General features: G+C 51.2%; 17 protein-coding genes and 1 pseudogene. 11 read left to right on the top strand and 7 right to left on the bottom strand.

Annotated features, from left to right (window positions below):
* Positions 1-150 precede the first annotated feature (150 nt).
* From HMPREF2804_RS03910 to HMPREF2804_RS03945, 11 genes and pseudogenes are all read left to right on the top strand, one after another.
* Positions 151-825, top strand: a complete 675-nt coding sequence (locus HMPREF2804_RS03910; RefSeq protein ID WP_070627370.1) for a hypothetical protein — start codon at positions 151-153, stop codon at positions 823-825.
* A gap of 106 nt (positions 826-931) precedes the next feature.
* Positions 932-1630, top strand: a complete 699-nt coding sequence (locus tag HMPREF2804_RS03915; protein WP_070627372.1) for a hypothetical protein — start codon at positions 932-934, stop codon at positions 1628-1630.
* A 77-nt stretch (positions 1631-1707) separates the two neighbouring features.
* Positions 1708-1866, top strand: coding sequence for a hypothetical protein (locus HMPREF2804_RS11075; protein ID WP_160311911.1), 159 nt, complete (start codon positions 1708-1710; stop codon positions 1864-1866).
* Between the two features lie 151 nt (positions 1867-2017).
* A pseudogene (locus HMPREF2804_RS03920) lies at positions 2018-2772 on the top strand (hypothetical protein).
* A 128-nt stretch (positions 2773-2900) separates the two neighbouring features.
* Positions 2901-3203: a hypothetical protein gene (locus tag HMPREF2804_RS11270; protein ID WP_246824128.1), complete on the top strand. Its 303-nt coding sequence runs from the start codon at positions 2901-2903 to the stop codon at positions 3201-3203.
* Positions 3204-3240: 37 nt separating this feature from the next.
* Positions 3241-3531 (top strand): hypothetical protein, encoded by a 291-nt coding sequence (locus HMPREF2804_RS11275; protein WP_246824130.1) that lies wholly within the window; start codon positions 3241-3243, stop codon positions 3529-3531.
* Between the two features lie 22 nt (positions 3532-3553).
* On the top strand, positions 3554-3721 hold the full coding sequence (locus HMPREF2804_RS11080; RefSeq protein ID WP_168164905.1) for a hypothetical protein: 168 nt from the start codon (positions 3554-3556) through the stop codon (positions 3719-3721).
* A 27-nt stretch (positions 3722-3748) separates the two neighbouring features.
* Positions 3749-5068 (top strand): hypothetical protein, encoded by a 1320-nt coding sequence (locus HMPREF2804_RS03930; protein WP_048755152.1) that lies wholly within the window; start codon positions 3749-3751, stop codon positions 5066-5068.
* A gap of 106 nt (positions 5069-5174) precedes the next feature.
* Entirely contained in the window at positions 5175-5504 is a 330-nt protein-coding gene (locus tag HMPREF2804_RS03935) for a hypothetical protein (RefSeq protein ID WP_048755151.1), read from the top strand.
* Between the two features lie 36 nt (positions 5505-5540).
* Positions 5541-6773, top strand: coding sequence for a hypothetical protein (locus tag HMPREF2804_RS03940; protein WP_048755150.1), 1233 nt, complete (start codon positions 5541-5543; stop codon positions 6771-6773).
* A 210-nt stretch (positions 6774-6983) separates the two neighbouring features.
* Complete coding sequence (locus HMPREF2804_RS03945; RefSeq protein WP_048755149.1) at positions 6984-7523, top strand: FAD synthase family protein; 540 nt, start codon at positions 6984-6986, stop codon at positions 7521-7523.
* Between the two features lie 124 nt (positions 7524-7647).
* On the opposite strand, the gene HMPREF2804_RS03950 is transcribed toward HMPREF2804_RS03945, so the two are convergent.
* The 7 genes from HMPREF2804_RS03950 to HMPREF2804_RS03985 form a co-directional block, all read right to left on the bottom strand.
* On the bottom strand, positions 7648-8151 hold the full coding sequence (locus tag HMPREF2804_RS03950; RefSeq protein ID WP_004006161.1) for a DUF2505 domain-containing protein: 504 nt from the start codon (positions 8149-8151) through the stop codon (positions 7648-7650).
* A gap of 237 nt (positions 8152-8388) precedes the next feature.
* Entirely contained in the window at positions 8389-9099 is a 711-nt protein-coding gene (locus tag HMPREF2804_RS03955) for a glycosyltransferase (protein ID WP_070627374.1), read from the bottom strand.
* 276 nt (positions 9100-9375) lie between these two features.
* On the bottom strand, positions 9376-9849 hold the full coding sequence (pssD, locus tag HMPREF2804_RS03960; RefSeq protein ID WP_048753458.1) for a PssD/Cps14F family polysaccharide biosynthesis glycosyltransferase: 474 nt from the start codon (positions 9847-9849) through the stop codon (positions 9376-9378).
* A gap of 3 nt (positions 9850-9852) precedes the next feature.
* Complete coding sequence (locus HMPREF2804_RS10715) at positions 9853-13491, bottom strand: oligosaccharide flippase family protein (RefSeq protein WP_083308343.1); 3639 nt, start codon at positions 13489-13491, stop codon at positions 9853-9855.
* Positions 13491-14804 carry an O-antigen ligase family protein gene (locus tag HMPREF2804_RS03975; protein ID WP_048753460.1) on the bottom strand — a complete coding sequence of 438 codons (1314 nt, stop codon included), beginning with the start codon at positions 14802-14804 and terminating at the stop codon, positions 13491-13493. The genes HMPREF2804_RS10715 and HMPREF2804_RS03975 overlap by 1 nt, the downstream gene beginning before the upstream one ends.
* Positions 14804-15736, bottom strand: a complete 933-nt coding sequence (locus tag HMPREF2804_RS03980) for a glycosyltransferase family 2 protein (protein ID WP_070449200.1) — start codon at positions 15734-15736, stop codon at positions 14804-14806. The genes HMPREF2804_RS03975 and HMPREF2804_RS03980 overlap by 1 nt, the downstream gene beginning before the upstream one ends.
* Positions 15737-15738: 2 nt before the next feature.
* Positions 15739-16533: a CDP-alcohol phosphatidyltransferase family protein gene (locus tag HMPREF2804_RS03985; protein ID WP_070449198.1), complete on the bottom strand. Its 795-nt coding sequence runs from the start codon at positions 16531-16533 to the stop codon at positions 15739-15741.
* Between the last annotated feature and the right edge of the window lie 123 nt (positions 16534-16656).

The following is a 16656-nucleotide window of genomic DNA, read 5'->3' on the forward strand; positions in this document are numbered from 1 at the left end:
CTGACCCGTTGTATGAGGATGGGGAGTGGATTGACGATCCTGATGAGTACCCCGAGAGCACATCCTACACCGGCGGCAGTGGTGAGGAGGGTTCTTCTGAATAATACAAGTTAGTTTTCTCGTCGAGTTGCACTCCAAAAGAGGTAGAAAATGGCTTATAGACAAGCAGGGTCTTCTAAAAAATTCATCGCGCCCTTGTTTCTTGCAGAAGATCGATACTGGGAAGATTATATGCGCCCTTACCTCGAGAAAGAAGGATGGTGTGTTGTGGAGGTCGATTGCGCAGGAGTGCAAGGTACTAGGGATTTTGGGTATCGACTTATGGAAGCGATCCGACTTGATTGGGAGAATGAGATTAGTGGTGAATTTGACTCATACTGGGCTGAAGAACTTGCTACTGAAATCGACTGGCTAGATATGCGCCAAGGACTGTTTGTTTATCTTAAACATTTTGAAGATGTTCTAAAGATGGCCGATTATCTGGGGGCTGATAGTTATGCGAACTATGTAGTACGTCTCATTGATTCGATGCAGCTTCATTACCCTATGCGGCCTGCCGGTCATGAAGGGTATGAGGTTCTTTTTGGGTATGGGTTTGAGGTGTCGAAAGATTTTCTCCCTCGCGTTGAGGAGTATTTTGAAGGTCATCAGACGATCTGCGCTGATCCCAATGCTGTATATCCCTGGTCTCAGCAGGAGGAGCGGAAGAAGAAATATTTCCCTAATGGTTTTCCCGATCCTCGGTATGATGAGAATGGTATCTGGATAACTGACCCCGACATATACCCCGAAAGTACTACTTACACCAATAACAACGATGTATAAGATAAGAACATCTGAAAGTTAACATAAACAAAGAATACGGACCGTAGTCCAGGTCATGTTCTAATCTTTATTCGTCTTATTGACTAAGCCTGAAAGGAAAAAGCTTATGCCGTATGAACATAGTCTTTCAAAACCTTTTATTGCCCCGATCTTCATTGAGGAAGATGGGTATTGGCAGAATTGTATGAAGCCCTATCTTGAGCGTGAAGGGTGGTATATCGCAGAGGTTGATTGCGCTGGAGCCACTGGATCATTGGAATTTGGGCGTCGTTTTTTAACAGCCCTGGATTTTGATTGGGATTTTTTTCCGTATGAGTTTGATGTCCATTGGGCTTTTGAATATGCTACTGAGGTTGATTGGCTTGATCTGCGTCAGGGACTGTTTGTGTATTATAAAAACTTTGAGGACGTACTGTCGATGGCGGACCGTTTAGGGAACGATAGTTACGCTATCTATGCCGTAAATATCATTGACTCAATGCGTCTGAACTATCCTATGCGTCCTAGCCCACGTCCTAGGTCTGGGGATGATTATGAGGTGACTCTAGGCTACGGGTTCGGGGTGAGCCGGGCTTCTTTGCCGCGTGTGGAGCAGTTCTTTACAGGAAATAACGAGATCCTCATTGCTGGCCCGGAGGTGGTGGAGTATCCGTGGACTTGGCATGAGGAGCGGAAGAAAAAATATTTCCCTCAGGGGTTCCCGGCTCCTCGGTGTGATGAGCGGGGGGAGTGGATTTTTGATCCTGAAAGGTACCCGGAGAGTCCCGCGTTTACGGGTGATGCAGGATATCCCGTAGAAGAATAGTCGTCTTGAGGTTCAAGCTGGGTTTTTGCGTCCTATATACCTAATCCTTTTGAGGATTTTGGAACTACCATAAGAAGTTGGCGCAGGGTAAAGAACCTAGCCTGCAGCAGTACCGGTTTAGTTCTTATGCTGAGTCGCGGTTGTTATCGGCTGCGTTGTGTTCGGTGATGGATTCGGTGGATAAGGCTGGTATGACTGAGGTTGTGCGCTCGGGGATGACTCATATGGTTGAGTAGCCATCAGAATAGGTCGTCAGGTATACCGTCTACTGAAGAGAACATAGACCTAGTCTATATAAGGCTGAAATAGACGGGTCTAGCTTGAGATGACAGGGACGACTGAAGAATCAGTACGAAATCTTTATCCAAATCCTCTAAGGATAAGGTGATGACATACAAATGTGAATATAAAGATGAGTTTGTTGTTCCTGTTTTCCTCGGAAGAGTGGGTATTGGGAGCAGGTGATGAAGCCTCATTTGCAGGAACAGGGGTGGTTTATTGTTGAGGTGGATTGTGCTGGTGTGGATACCTCGCACGAACTTGGGTGCAGGCTTTTACGAGCGCTTGGGTTTAATATTGCTCCGGATCAGTGGGTGAATGGGTTTTGGGTTAAAGATGCTGTTGAGGAAGCTGATTGGAATGATATGCGTCAGGGTCTTTTTGTATTCTATGAGAACTTTGAGGATCTTTTTAGCGTACGGGAAGAGTGTTCGCCTTTTTATGCCCCGGAGTATGCGCTTCAATTAGCTGAACGTATGAGCTATCACTATTCTGATCTTCGTGGGTATATTTACGAGCAGTATCCTGTGGTGGTGGGGTATGGTGTTGGTCTTCCCACCTCATATATTCCACAGTTTGAGGAGCTGATGGGGGCTGAGAACGTGATGATTGCTGGTGAGGGGGTGCGATACCCCTGGTCTGATTTCGAAGAAGAGCAGCGAAGGAATTTCCCGAACGGAGCCCCGGATCCTCTCTACGATAAGACAGGTCAGCTCTTTGGTGGGGTTATAAACCATGATCCGCAGGCTACGGGTATCTATGTTGCTGATCCTCGGTATTATCCTGAATCACCGTTTTATGATCCGGTTCTTGCCTCCAAGGTGCACCTGGTGCATAGTGAAGATGTTGATGATACAGAATAGTATATAAGCACGTTCGTATATATTGAGGGTTATTCATGATTGGGATACTGCCACTTCATAGGTGACCCTCAAATTTTTTATTTCCGCATCATGATAAGCGTTTATTTTGATTAAGGAGTAGAAATATTATGGGTTTCTATACTGATGAGTGGGATGACGTCTTTTTCCCGGTTGTTTATGTGCGGGAGGATGGTGTTTTAGAGCGGCAGTTGGAGTTGTTGCGGCAGGCTGGGTGGAAGATTATTGAGTTCTCCTGTGAAAAGTTATTGGAGTCTTCGGGGCCTGCGGAAGCTGCTGTGATGGTTTTTGAGGCTATTGAGTTTCCGTATGAGATTCCTCGGTTGCCGGATGATTGGATTCATGAGTATCTTGAGGATTTGCAGTGGTTGGATTTGAGTCAGGGGTTCTTTTTTTGTTCTGAAGAATTATGATGCGCTATTCCAGAGTCCTCACGATCCTCATTATTATATGGCGAAGTGGGCTGCACAGCTGTTGCAGACTGTGGATACTGAGTTGAGGTACCGGTATTCGGAGGATGAGGATGGGGAGTATGATCCTGCGAATATCCTTTATGGTATGGAGGTGTCTCAAGAGCATCTTGATCAGGTGTTGGAGTTTTTTGAGGGTCGGGCGATTGTGATTCCTGATTTCGATGAAGATGACCCTGGGGCGGAGCATCCTTTGTATGTGAAGACTAAAGAAGACGCTATCAGTAATTTGAAAGGTATAACGGTTGACCCAACAGATACTGAGGGTTAGTTGTATCTTCTGAAGAGATGATGTGACGAATCGTCCAGATCTTCAATTTACTAAAGATGGTAAACGGTACTATGTTGAATGGGATCGTACTACTTCGGGACGTGAAATTGAGCATGCAGAACGCATTGCAGCCAATGATCCTAACCATGGCGGTATTGAGCTACGTATTGTTGATCCGTATAAAAAATAGCTAGTGTACGGAAAGGTGTGAATTGTCATGACTGAAAATACTGATCGGTACAGGCTTGTAGATGGAAAATATGAGCCTGTGACTTATGACTTAGCATTTTTTAAGGAAAATTACCAATATGTAGCTGAATGCTATAAAAATTGGGTATCGAATATCGAAAGTCCTAAGACCTTAAAATGTAAAGAAGTTCATATTTTAGGAAATAATATATTTGAGTCTTTATTGCCTTTGCAATTTGCTGAGACTAAGATTATTTTTGTCCAATGTAAGAACGGGTGGACTGTCATGTTAAGGAATAGTCCAAAAATGCAAGACTATACAACTATTATGTGGAATATGGAGAAAAAATATTTTCTTGATGGTGTTCTAATAAGGTATATTCCCAATATTTATCCACCGAAGAATTATAAAGATCTTGATAGCTATAGGGAATCATATGGAGATATATTTTTTGGTTATTATAATGGATCTGGAGAAAAACTGTGCGGTAAGACCGGGCGTCGTATCATACATTTAAGTCGGCAAGGGCTTCGGAAATGGTATTTCCAGGCAGCGGGTCAACCATCTTTCAGTTTTGAGGATACGAATGTCTATGAGAATCGGAAAGTAGCTGACCGTTTTTCTCCAGAGCTAATGTTACAGTATGCACAGCATCTAGGGATTGACCCGTATAATCCAAGTTTCTATACTGGACCCGCACTTATATGTCATGTAGAAGCGTCTTGGCATCACGATGATCCAAAATTCTTAAAACCTTTAACTTTTGCCCAGGCTCGCAAAGAATATAAACTTGATCATCTTTACGATAGCTATGGTGATGATGAAGGCTATTCAAAAATATATTTTGAAAGTACCCAGAAGAATGAATCTAAAAAATCTGATGAATTCGAGCCTTTAGATGAATATCAGGCTGATTCTCTACGTCTGAGTGAGCTACAGGCATTGTTGCCATTGCCAGTTGAACAGGTTAGCGTGGGAGATTTGAATTTCTCTTTCACGGGTAATAAAGATAATTCTTCCTTTAAGCTCTATGTGGATTGTGACTGGCGTATCGCTCCAGCATTAGAGAAAAATCGCCTAGAGGAGTTTCCGAAGAATCAGCAAGAGCCTATTAAAGCTCTCCAAGGCGGCATGATAATTGCCGTTGAAGCGGATACACCAGATGCCTATGATCCGCTTATTACCGTTCGCGATATTCATGGTGAGGACTGGGTAATTCACATCCTGAGCGAAGATGAAAATGCTCCGTGGGGTGTCATACAAAATCGGGAACAGATTATCGAAGGCCCCAGTTGGCAGGCTCACGAAGCATGGAAAGAAGCACACTGTCAGGAAACCGAAAGGTAAAAGCCTAAACATTGGTGACGAAAACTCGTACACCTGCAAACTCTATCCGATACTATCGCTAATGTAGATCATTACATCCCCCGCCCCATGACGAAGGAATAAATACATGGTACTCATAAGCCCCGTTACCAGCCAGAATGATGACTTACAACGCACCATTGAGCAATTACATTATCAGGGCGCTGAGGATATTCTTGTTAATGCCCCTCAGCAGAGCGCTTACGGCTACCAAGTAGGGTATAACCATCCCGAGTTGCAGTACACGCTTGATGGTAAACGGTACTATATTCTCTGGCTGACTGAAGAGAGTAAGCTCGCGCAGTATAAGGCACAGCGTATAGCTGCTAATGACCCAGAACATGGAGGGATAGAAATACGTACTGTGCGGGAATACGATGATCCTGCAACGAAGACCTTTACCCGTTCCGCATCCTAAATTCTTACGTAGCGATAACCGACAGAATAGAGTGTTATGAATCCCCACTACACGTTAGCTAACGGTGCATATGAGCCCACTACCTACGAACTTGGCTATATTTATGCGGACCTGCAGGATATCGCCCAGGCATATATCGACTGGCAGCAAAAGCTGGGCTACCGCATGCAGTATGAGGTTGTTGAATCAGGCGGGTTAGCTGCGGCGATGTCGTACCTTGAGCCGCTGCGTCGTATCAGTGATGCTGTTGTGTTTACTGAGTGTGAAAATTATTGGGTTTCGGTTTTGACAAATCGTGTGCCGAGTAACGATGTAGATTCTATTGTGCACACAACCTCTCGACTACTGAATACTACCGGCGTGCTGATCTCAAATGTTCCGAATCGGTACCCTATAGCTTCTCATGCTGATTCTCGGGTGAATGTGCGGGGTCGTCGCCGGTTTGAGGTCCTTTTTCAGCCTGATAATCCTGGCGATATTCACACGGAACGGGCTCGACGATGTGTTGAGGTTAAACGTGAGATGGGTTCTCGGTGGCGTTTCGTTCATGAGGGGATCCCAATTAACTTTGAGCAGGAAGAAGCATATAAGGTTGCGCGTATTCCTGACCGCCTTGGTGAGGATATGCTGATTGATTATGCGCACGCTATGCGTATTAACCCATATGATGAGAACTTCTACACGGGTCGTAGCGTGGCGGTGTATCGGTACAAACCAGAGTTTGAGGTAGAAGAGAATAAGAAATTTATTGTGCCTCATAGTTTTGCCGAGGCACGCCACTATTTTGGGTATGTTCCTTCTGATGGCACAGCCCCGTTGGAACCATCGGATGAGACACCTGCCGGGTGGGATACCCGTTCAGTACTTGAACGTATGCGTTCACACCTCCCGCTAACCGTTGATGCAGTGGAGGTCATGGGTGAGGACGCCTGCGCAGTTTTATCTGGGAAGGATTGGGCACTTCAAGTTAACTGTAGCGGTGTTCTTACTGCGGCAGAGGGCTCTGTTCCCAAGGAGCCCCAGGAAAATCATTTTCCGGATAGTCTGGGGCAAATTCAGGGAACGGTAATCACTGAGGTTTCCGGTTCAGAAGACGGGTATAACCCCGTGATAACACTGCGTGCTTCTGATGGTTCCCCGTGGACTTTAACCCTGCAAGCGGGCGCGGTGAACGATCCATGGGAGCTATTTGCTCATGGCGAGCGTATTGCTGGCTTTTCGTGGCAGGATCACCAGGCTTGGCAAGCAGGAGATCTCACCGAAGGGTAGCTCATATAGAAGGTGACTTCTCGACATAGCCATCGGGAAGTCACCTTTTTGCCGTCCCTATCATGTTCCTGCGGTTATCCAGACGGAAGCTGAACGGCGTTCCGGCTGGTAAACTGATGGTGCTATACGTGCGGTATAAAACCGCGCAGTCACCGTGTGAATGTGCCCCAGGCGTCTGCCGTAAGCACGTACCCTAAGAGAGGGTTTCTTATGATTATTGGATACGCCGCCGGCGCCTACGACCTGTTCCATTACGGGCACCTCGAAATCCTGCGCAAGGCGAAGGAAAACTGCGACTACCTTATCGCCGGTGTCGTGCACGACGACGTTCTTGAGCAGACCAAGGGGCGCCGTCCCGTTATCCCCATTGATGAGCGTGCCGCAATCGTCAGTCATATCGACTATGTGGACGAAGTCTATATCGAGACCACCCCCGATAAGATCGAAACATGGCATCAGAAGCCCTTTAACGTCTTTTTCAAAGGCGACGACTGGAAGGGAACCCCGCAGGGTCTCGCCCTCGAAAAACGTTTCGCAGAGGTCGGCGTGAGCGTCCACTACTTCCCCTATACGGAGCACACCTCAAGCACCAAGCTCCGCAAAGTTGTTGATCTGTTAGAAGCTGAGCACGACTTGCGTGTAGAGATGCGCCGCTTCGCCGAACTTCTTGGCGACCGTGCTTATCATGAGGCGGTAGTCGCCGCTAAAGCAGAGACCCCCGTGGGAGCGGCAGAAGCCGAAGCATCCTAAAGCCCCATCGGTCGTTAGCATTCAGTACCCAACATAAAAAGGCTCTTTATTCGAATAAAGCGGGTTTTTCGCCGCTTCATTCACATAAAGAGCCTTTTTAGCAGGTAGACTAGCAGACCAGTAATTAACCCTGCTGAGCGGTCCACTTCTCAGCCGAGGTGCCAAGAACCTTGAGCACGCGACCAACCTGAGGTTCGGCAGCGGCAGCAATCTTCTTGCCCACCAGCGGAATCGAGCAGGAGACCTCACCATTGACGTCCACACGTGCCTGGCTGTCGCTCACAGGAGTGAGGGTCTGGGTAGCCTGCGCGCTTACAGGCATACCGCTAACCTTAACCTCGGTGTTCACGGTGCGGGTGCCGTCGGCAGCGGGTGCGCTCACCTTATCGGTCTGGGTCATACCCACACCGTTAGAGACGAACTTCTTCGCAATATCCGGAACGCGGTCTGCGGGGATGGTGCGCTCTGTGGTGATGGTGTACTCACCGGCGGGGTCACCGTCAAGGTTAAAGCTGACGAAATTAACACCAACCTCATTGCATACAAAGCGTGCGAAATCTTCGCTGGCGTATGCTGCAGCGATCTGCTCAACTGATACGTTGACGTCGTTGGACTCTTGAACTGCCATATTTTCTCTTTTCCTTCCATGGCGCGTGCGAAGCCCCGGGCATCCTATCCGGAAGATAAGCGCTCCGAGGCTTTTGTACCTAACAGGTAACAGCCTTCGTGGCTGCACAACTTGAGTGGAACACCCGCGCATATGTGCGGTTTTCTGCCTCATATAGTGGCGAATGTTCCGGTGTAGCCTTACGTCTGAAAACTCGGCGGATACATGTGCACTATATCGCCGATAGCTACTTAGATTCTACTCGCTGGGTGTAATAGCGTTAATTCGAGCCATTTCTTGCTTACCCGCAGCGTGAGCACGTGCTGCCTGCTTGAAACGGGCTATATATCCCTCAGCACGGCGAGTCCTCCCCGAAAGCAGGTTATCGAGCCCCTGCGCCAGCTGTCCCGCTGCGATACTTGGGTTCGCCACATAGGGCTGTGCCGCATGAAAAAGTGAGGGATTTTCAAAGGCTAAAGTAAGCTTGTCGAACAGGTCTGCGCGGCTCTCAACGATAACGGCGCCGCCCTGCTTCTCCATCATGGTAACGAAAGGGACCTGGTGGTTATCGACAACTTCATCAAACTCAACGCGGCGCGGTACAACGAGGGGGATAGCGCCGGTGGCACGCGCATCCTGAATAGACCCCGGGCCACCCTGAACCAGTACAACCTGCGCCTTGGCATATAGGCGTTTGAGGGTACCTGCGGGCAGAAGTTTAACGTTGTCTGCCCCTTCAACGGGGGAGGTATGGCCGTGTTGAATGAGGCATCGTACCTGAGGATTCTCCGCCAAATAAGCCTTGACCCACCGTAGCAGCCGGTCAAAGGTGTGATAGTCGGTTCCGAGAGAAACCACAAGATCATAAGTATCCGCCGGAAGACGTGAGGGAGCCTGGGCGAGAGTGAAGCTCGCCGGATCGAGAATAATGCTATGCCCTGCAGTATAGGGCACGTTCTGAATAGACATATATGTCTGATCCTAACTCTAATCGGTGAGTGCGGAATCGGTCAGCCTAAAGAGTGGAAGTAGGCCAGCTAACCCCGAGTGGTTGGTAAATCGGAAGAGTTTCTGCGATTGACTCCGGTGGTTAGTCGAAGGTAATGCTCGCCCGCAGATGTTGTTATCAGTTTGTTATGTATTAAGTATATACGCGCAGACGCAGAATTAAAGTAAAACTTCACGGTCATGAAAGCGGTGAAAATTATTAATCCCACGCCCGCGCATATAATGCGGTGCTGCCCCCTAGAAAATCGGGTGCAGAATCGTCGAATCCGGAAAATTCTTCTGCTGTTCCTCATTCTGAACGTTAAAGCTATCGGCCAGAATATAGAGCATCTTTCCCGTCATCGTCGGCAGCGTTGGGCGGTCATAGCACTCAATGTACATGGTCTTGACCCGAAATAGCTTTGCCGCCACGAAGAACGGAACCGCAACCCCTGCCCCCGCAGACACCACGGCTTGCGGTTTCTCCTGAGGAATAACCTTCAGAGCCAAGAAGAAATTCCGAATAGCGTTCTTAATATTGCGGGTCGTAGGGTAGTAGGCCCAATGCACACGCTCGTTCTCAAGCGCCGCCTGAACATCGGGCTGTTTGAAACTCACCCACACTCGCTCGTAGTTTTCCCATGCAGAAGCGGTCTCGGTCAGATGCTTCAAATGCCCGCCGCTGCTAGAGACGAGAAGTAACTTTGCGGACTTATCCGACGAATTAGTCATCGCTTACCCCTCCTTCTGCGGTTCCATAAATACTGCGATGCTCACGGTATTTTCAAGAGTCTGCAGGTACGAGAAGAGCTCGCGCAGCTTTGCCCGGTTAGTATCTTTGTTCACCGGAATCAGGCACAAACGAGTGGCATTGCTGAATCGCACAACCTGCGGAAGCGTAGCGGAATTCCCCAAATCAACCACAACGGGAATGGAATTACCCGCAACATACTTCTCGGGGTTCTGCAGCGAGTGACTGTCTTTGAGCGACTTGTAGTCGATAAAACGCACCTGATCGCTTGGCAGCGCGGTGTAGAGAGCCTGGTACATACGGTAAGCGAGTTTGCCGGATGCAGAACTGAGGGTAATACCGGCATAACCGGCCTTCTTGAGGTCACCATCCGTAGCGCCTACACGGTGCAGCAGCAAAAGCGCTCCTTCGGTGTCGTTCGGCTTGAGCTCATGCGAATCGATACCCATCTCCTTGAGACGACCAGCGTAGCCCAAGGTACGCATCGAACGGTCATAAATGTATGCCGCAGCAATACCCACCAGCAGACCGAAGGCACCGCCCACGACCATCAGAACCATGGGGGAGAGACCCTTCTGGCTCTTTGGAACCTGAGCAGAGGATACAACACGACCGCCCTCCTGAGAAATCAGCTCAAGCTGAGAAAGGCGTTCACGAAGCTGCGTAAGTTCGGAAGCTGGGATGGTAGTGCTATTTTTTGCTTCGTCAATCTTCTCATTGAGCTTCTTGCGCCGGTCCTCCACATTAGCCTTGAGGCCTTCACTGCGCACCTCCAGATAGGCTTCAGCCACGGCATTTGCGTAGTCAGCCGCTTGTTGGGCGTTAGGCAGAGTCACCTCAATATCCAAAACAGCCGACTGCGAAGTACCCGTTACCTTTGTGGCAGCCATGAGCTTATCAACGTCCATCGCCTGGTAGTTGGGGCCCTCTTGGTTAGCCTGAGCCTTGGTAATGGCACGCCCGGCAACCTGGCGGGAACTTGCCGCACGGGACTCGGTGTTAATATCGACCTTCAAGGAGTTCGCGCTGCCGGTTCCAGAAAGGTCGTTCACGAGCGGATAAACCACCACAGTTGATTTCGCGGCGTATGATGCAGGCGAAATCACACCGTAGGTTCCCGCAAGAATGGCCATCACCACGATCGGAATAAGAACAATGAGCTTATGGCGCCATACTCGCTGAACCTGCTCAAGCAAAGATGCCGAAGGCTGTTTCTCGGAAGTGCTCGAATTTTCCATGGTGTTCTCTTTCTGAACGATAATCCTGGGTCGTTCGTGGTTCGTGATCGGTGTTGTGTTGTGAGAGTCCGTCGTATCTTCGGAAGACTTCGCCGGGGCTTCGGCATCTGTGCTTTCCGTTGGTGTCGTCTGAGTCTTAGCGGCGGGCTGCGCGGGTATCATGCCCGTGGGCGTATCCGGGGCACCATTCGAGGTAGCCTGTGCAATCGCAGGAAGCCTCGGCTTCTTCACGGCTTGCACGGGTCGAGCTGGCTCGGGAGATTTATCGGCTTCAGGCTGTGCAGAATCCTGCGGCAGAGCATTTCTGAGGGTACCAACCGCAGAATCGGGTGAACCCGGCTCGTCGCCAGCCGCCGCACCCAAGAATATTGGTACGGTTGGCGATTTTTCGATATGCGGTGTTTTCCCCGTCTGGGGGTTGCTGTGATCCTGCGACGATGCGTTAGCCTGCGGCGCAGACTCTTGTTCTCTCCCCATGTGCGGAGTTTGTCCCTTCTCGTGAAGTTGTTCGTGGTGAACCGCCGTTCCCTCGGCGGGAGGCGTAGCTGACAGATGTGTCTCAGCTGCGGTATGTTGCTGAGAGGGCGCATCCGAAGAATGCGCCGGTGGTGTTTTTGAAAGCGCCGCAGTAACGGCAGAAGCAATGCTGGAGGAGCGTTGAGGATTCTGCGGGGAAACCCCGACGAGCTGAACCATCGTTGCTCCGTGGGCAAGCGCATCATTCAAGCGCTGTGCATCGGCACCGGAATCGGTGTACTGCGGGAACGCTTCACGTCGCCCCTGAGCAATAGCGGCACGCACCGCCGAAAACTTGCTGGGGGAGCGAACGATCGCCATCACCGTGGTAGGCGCGTTTTCCGGGGTCTGGGCTGCAACAACTTCTTCCGCAGTTGCGGGCTTCTTGCGTGCCGAGAGGAAACGTTCAACGCCCAACGGCTTGCGGAAGCGCTTCAGCAGGTAACCGTAGCTTGGAACCAGAAGAACCAGGTACAGCACCAGAGCTACTAGGCTTTGCCCCAGAATCGCGAGCGGAATAAGGGCGCATACAGTCGGTACCACACCGCCAAGGATGAGCGCCGGAGCCATTTCCTTGACAGTAGCGCGAATACCCACCAGCTTGAAAACCTGGTAGCTTGCCAAGAACGTATCAATCAGCAGTGCCGCCGCCCAAGCGGTGACGGCACCATAGAGCCCCCATAACGGAACCAAGGTAAGGTTCAAGATAATCGCCAGAACCAGAGCGGAGAGCTTATTGAGAAGCTGCCAACGGCTTTTACCGCTCATAAGCAGAACCGATTGCACGCCACCCGCACTCATCGCGAGCATCGCCGCCGGGCAGATAACCCAGAGAATACCGGCGCCAGACTCGAAACCTTTACCAAAGAAACGCAGCAAAACCGGGCCGAAGAAAGCAAGTGAAAGGTAGAAAGGCCAGGCTAGGGCGGTGAGCACGCGGGTGGTCGCAAGGAAGATTTCACGGGCACGAACCAAGTTTTGGGTTGCCAGAGCCGCGCTGATCGATGGTCCAGTCACGATGCGCCCGGTGTGTTCGACCATAGTGCCAACACGCACACACCGGTTTACCGCGCCGTAGACACCGCCTGCGGCCGGTCCGAGGAATGCTGCGATAACCAGCACATCAATCCATTCGAGTGCGGTCTCGACAATGGCGGCAACGCCGCGGGCAGATGAGAACATCCAAAAAGAACGCAGCGTTTCTTCCGGGGCGTCCTGGTGCTCGTTCGTGGTGGGCGGCGCGTCCTGGCTCATTTCTTCGGGAAGAGGGCGGTTGAGCAGGTATGCAGTGACCGCCGTGGTGATAATCACCGGAATAGTCCATGCCCACACTAAGCCCATCAGAGAACCCGCAAGAATCACCGCAAGAGCTACACCCGCTAGACGGAGAGTCGGGAGCACTACGTTCTGCAGGAGGGTGAATGTCACTACCTGGTTTAGACCGCGTAATGCTCCGAACCCCACCGTCATGGCGGCGGCAATTATCAGGAACGGAGCGCTCACCCGTAGAGCGGTGGCGTATTCGTCGCTTCCCGGCATGATCAAACTGTACACCAGCGCTGCGAGGGCTACGACAACGGCAAGAAGTACCGAGGGGAAAAGAGCGAAGCGGATAAGCTGGGGGAGCGCAGAGTATCGTCCTAGGGCACGCTGTGCGGACATCGTACGTACAAGTCCGGTATCCGCGCCGAAGACTGAGAGCGAGGTTCCGATCGCAAAGAGTGCCATTAGACGGAAGAATTCACCGGCACCGGCTGCGCCGATTCCGTTTGAGACCACGAGGGTTGTAACGAACGCAATACCGGCACCGTACATCACACAGAGAGAAGCCAGCGAGCCGCTGCGCGCTAAAGAAGCATGACGTGCCATTAAAGCTCCTCTCTGTAATATCGTGCACGAATGCAAGCCATGGCGCTGAGCAGAAGAACGCTGAGCTGTGCCACATCGAAGCTATAGAAAATAATGACAACACAGCTGCAGACCGGAATAGAATGCAACCAGAATCCGGCGGGGGTGCGCACCTTCAACCCTTCACCCAAAATACTGAGAATAAAGAGGGCATATATAGCAAGACCCACAAATCCGAAACAGAACATTAGAGTCCATAGATACCCCTGAGTACCCATCGAAACACCCACGCTCAATTCCATACGGGGAGTTCCATACCCCACAATGGGAGACTCTAAGGACGCTGCCCAGGTTGAGCGGTACAGCGCCGCGCGACCGCCGGTCGAGTCAGAATATTGCTGACGACCCAAAATAGCTGCCACCGTGCCGGAGGCAATTAACGCGGTCACCACCCCGACAACCATCACCCCGGCCGCCGTTACCAGGCCCCAATAGCGACCAATAATCAGGCGAATAATGACGTATGCAGTCGCAAAACCCAGACCAATGAACATACCGCGGTTACTGGTCGCAACGAGCGGCACGACCGATGCTCCGAGGACGATCGCCAAAAAGATGCGCAGAAGCCACGAGCGTGTGCGAGCAAAGAATGCGAACATCACGGGCGTAAGCACGGTAAAGGCAAGACCCCAGCTATTGGCGTAGGGGAAAGGCGCGGCGGGGCGCACGTAGGGTTCGGGCGCTCCCCAGGGGTTTTGAACCTCCGCGAAGGGTGGGAGCATATAGTCTTTCACCAAAGAGTTCGACATGAAACTCTGTGGCACGACGTAGCTCATTGGTGTTTGAACGCGCACTTCCGGGAAGAGCACGCCGCCCCATCCGAGTACGACAACCGTAACCCACAAAGCAGTTAAACTGCCCAAGAGCTGATTGATCGAGATGCTTTCTTTAGCGTTGAAATAGTAAAGCGCATACACGCCCGCGTTGAGAATATTGACGAAGCGCAGCGTCCAGGCGATATAGTCTGTCACATCTTCTAACGAGACGGTACAGACAATCACCCAGAAGATGAACGCAGCCCATATCCAGAGCGAGCGGGGCACTCGCACGCCGCCGCGGATAGTCAAGTAAATGACCATCGTAACCGAAAGCACCAGCGGCACGATCTGAAGCAGCCCCAACGCCCAGAATGCCGGGAACCCATAGAACAGGGTGAGAAGAGGCCACGCAGGAAGACGTTTACGGGGTGCCTGTGCGGATGCACCGCCCGCCGCGGGTGTAGACGCGAGCTTCCTTGAAGCACCGAGGGTTGGAAGAGCTAGAGCAGTAGACATTACAGACCTCTTCCTGTCTTCTGAACGAGATCAAGAAGCAGCTGAGGTTTCACAATCCCCAGTGCTACCACGTATGCCGCCCAGGCACGTAATTGCTTTTTATCGCGTTTAAGGGCCGAACGGGCGTAGGAACGAGCAAGATCACGGTGACCGAGCGCCGCATGCACAAAAGCTATCTGCCCGGCAATACGTGCCAGTCCACGCGGGCTACGCTCAAATTCGGGGAATTTTTGCAATATATAGGTAAGCCCGTCCGCCATAGCCTGCCACTTACCAGCAAAAAATGAGGGACGATCCCACAGCACCAGAATAAGCGGTTTCTGCACTGAAAAAACGTCGCCGTAGCGGGTTGCTCGTAAGAGTAAATCGTAGTCTTCGCCGTAGGAAGCTGGCAGCTCCTCATCGACTAAACCGAGATGGTCGGTCACAAGATCCTGCCTCGCATAGAGCATAGCGGAAGGATGAATCTCCGTAATGCGTGAGAGCAGAAAGTCATCGAAGGATGCACGCTTAGGCGCCAGCCGCTCAATATCACGCCCACCCGAGCGAACGGTGATACCCGAAGAAACCGCGACCGCCTCCGGGTGAGCATTCCACAGTGCGAGTTGTTCGGTCAGCTTGGTGGGCATCCAATAATCGTCGTCGTCACAGAAACCAATAATTTCTCCAGTGGCGGCAAGAATCCCGCTGTTACGACCACCCGCAAGACCGCCCGTGCGTGTGTTTGCTATCGTAATGAGCTTCCGATTTTCCGGAACCTGCACGTCTTCCAGCAGATCGGGCTCTACCCGGTCATACACCACGACAACCTCGATAAACTCCGCATAATCTTGATCGAGAATAGAGCGTACCGCAGTGCGCAGAGTTTCGGGACGTTTACCGTTAGTTGCGATCACGGCGCTTACGGCGGGAGCTGAAGATTCAAACTTCACGGTTATGCCTCCTGCGAGGGGGACGATGCGGGGGTTGCAAGCGTGACGTATTTACGGCGCATAGACAGCAAAACGGTCGCCGCATTTGCCAAGAAAAGAAGCGCATAGACGAAGACGAAGAGCACGCCAAAACCCCAAAAAATGTAGATCCAGCAGAGCGTACCGGCGTCCATATGCAGATTGATGAAGGAACGGAGGTTACCCCCGGTCGAAGGCGCCGCAGTTTTACGGTTTTTGCGAAGCTGTTCAGCGAGAATCTGACTCATAAAATGTCCGGCGGTGAGCACTGTGAATGTCATGGGCAGTGCCCAAAGAATCCAGCCACCGGGAAAACCATCGGCGGTATGTGATGCAGAGAAGTACTCGGGAAAACGGATAAAACCTACCAGCGTCGCTAGGTGTACGGTGGGTACTCGCATGGAATCTACTACATGGTCAAGCCATTCTCCGGCAGGTGAGGATGCGCCGGTCACGCGGGCTACCTGCCCGTCCGCCGAATCAAGCCCGTAACCGAGGGCAAACAGAAGCGCAACGATAACGCCTGTCAGGATTGTTGGGGGAGCGGTTAGAAGAACGATAACACCTGCCGCCGAGACAGCAGCGCTGACCGCCGTAACGCCGTTGGGCGTAATACCGAGGGAGACAGCGGCAGCAGCAAAATAGCGTGCAATCCTGCGGTTTACCCATCGGGTGTATGCGGGAACTCCAATACCTGGTTTTTGCGCCTGCTCAAGCGCTCTCAGAGTATCCGAAAAGCCGGGGCGTTTTGCTGTGCTTGGCGTAGTGATGTGACCCATGTGAAGAATCCTAATCGGTGATCAAAGTTTGAGGTGGTGCCGCGGGTGATGACGACGTTTGCTGTTACCTAAGCCCGCCGGAAGACATGCGATCTAAAACCGAGTGTCCGAGCAAAAAGTAAG

The organism is Rothia sp. HMSC065G12 (assembly GCF_001811455.1).
In the GTDB taxonomy this organism is placed as follows: domain Bacteria; phylum Actinomycetota; class Actinomycetes; order Actinomycetales; family Micrococcaceae; genus Rothia; species Rothia dentocariosa.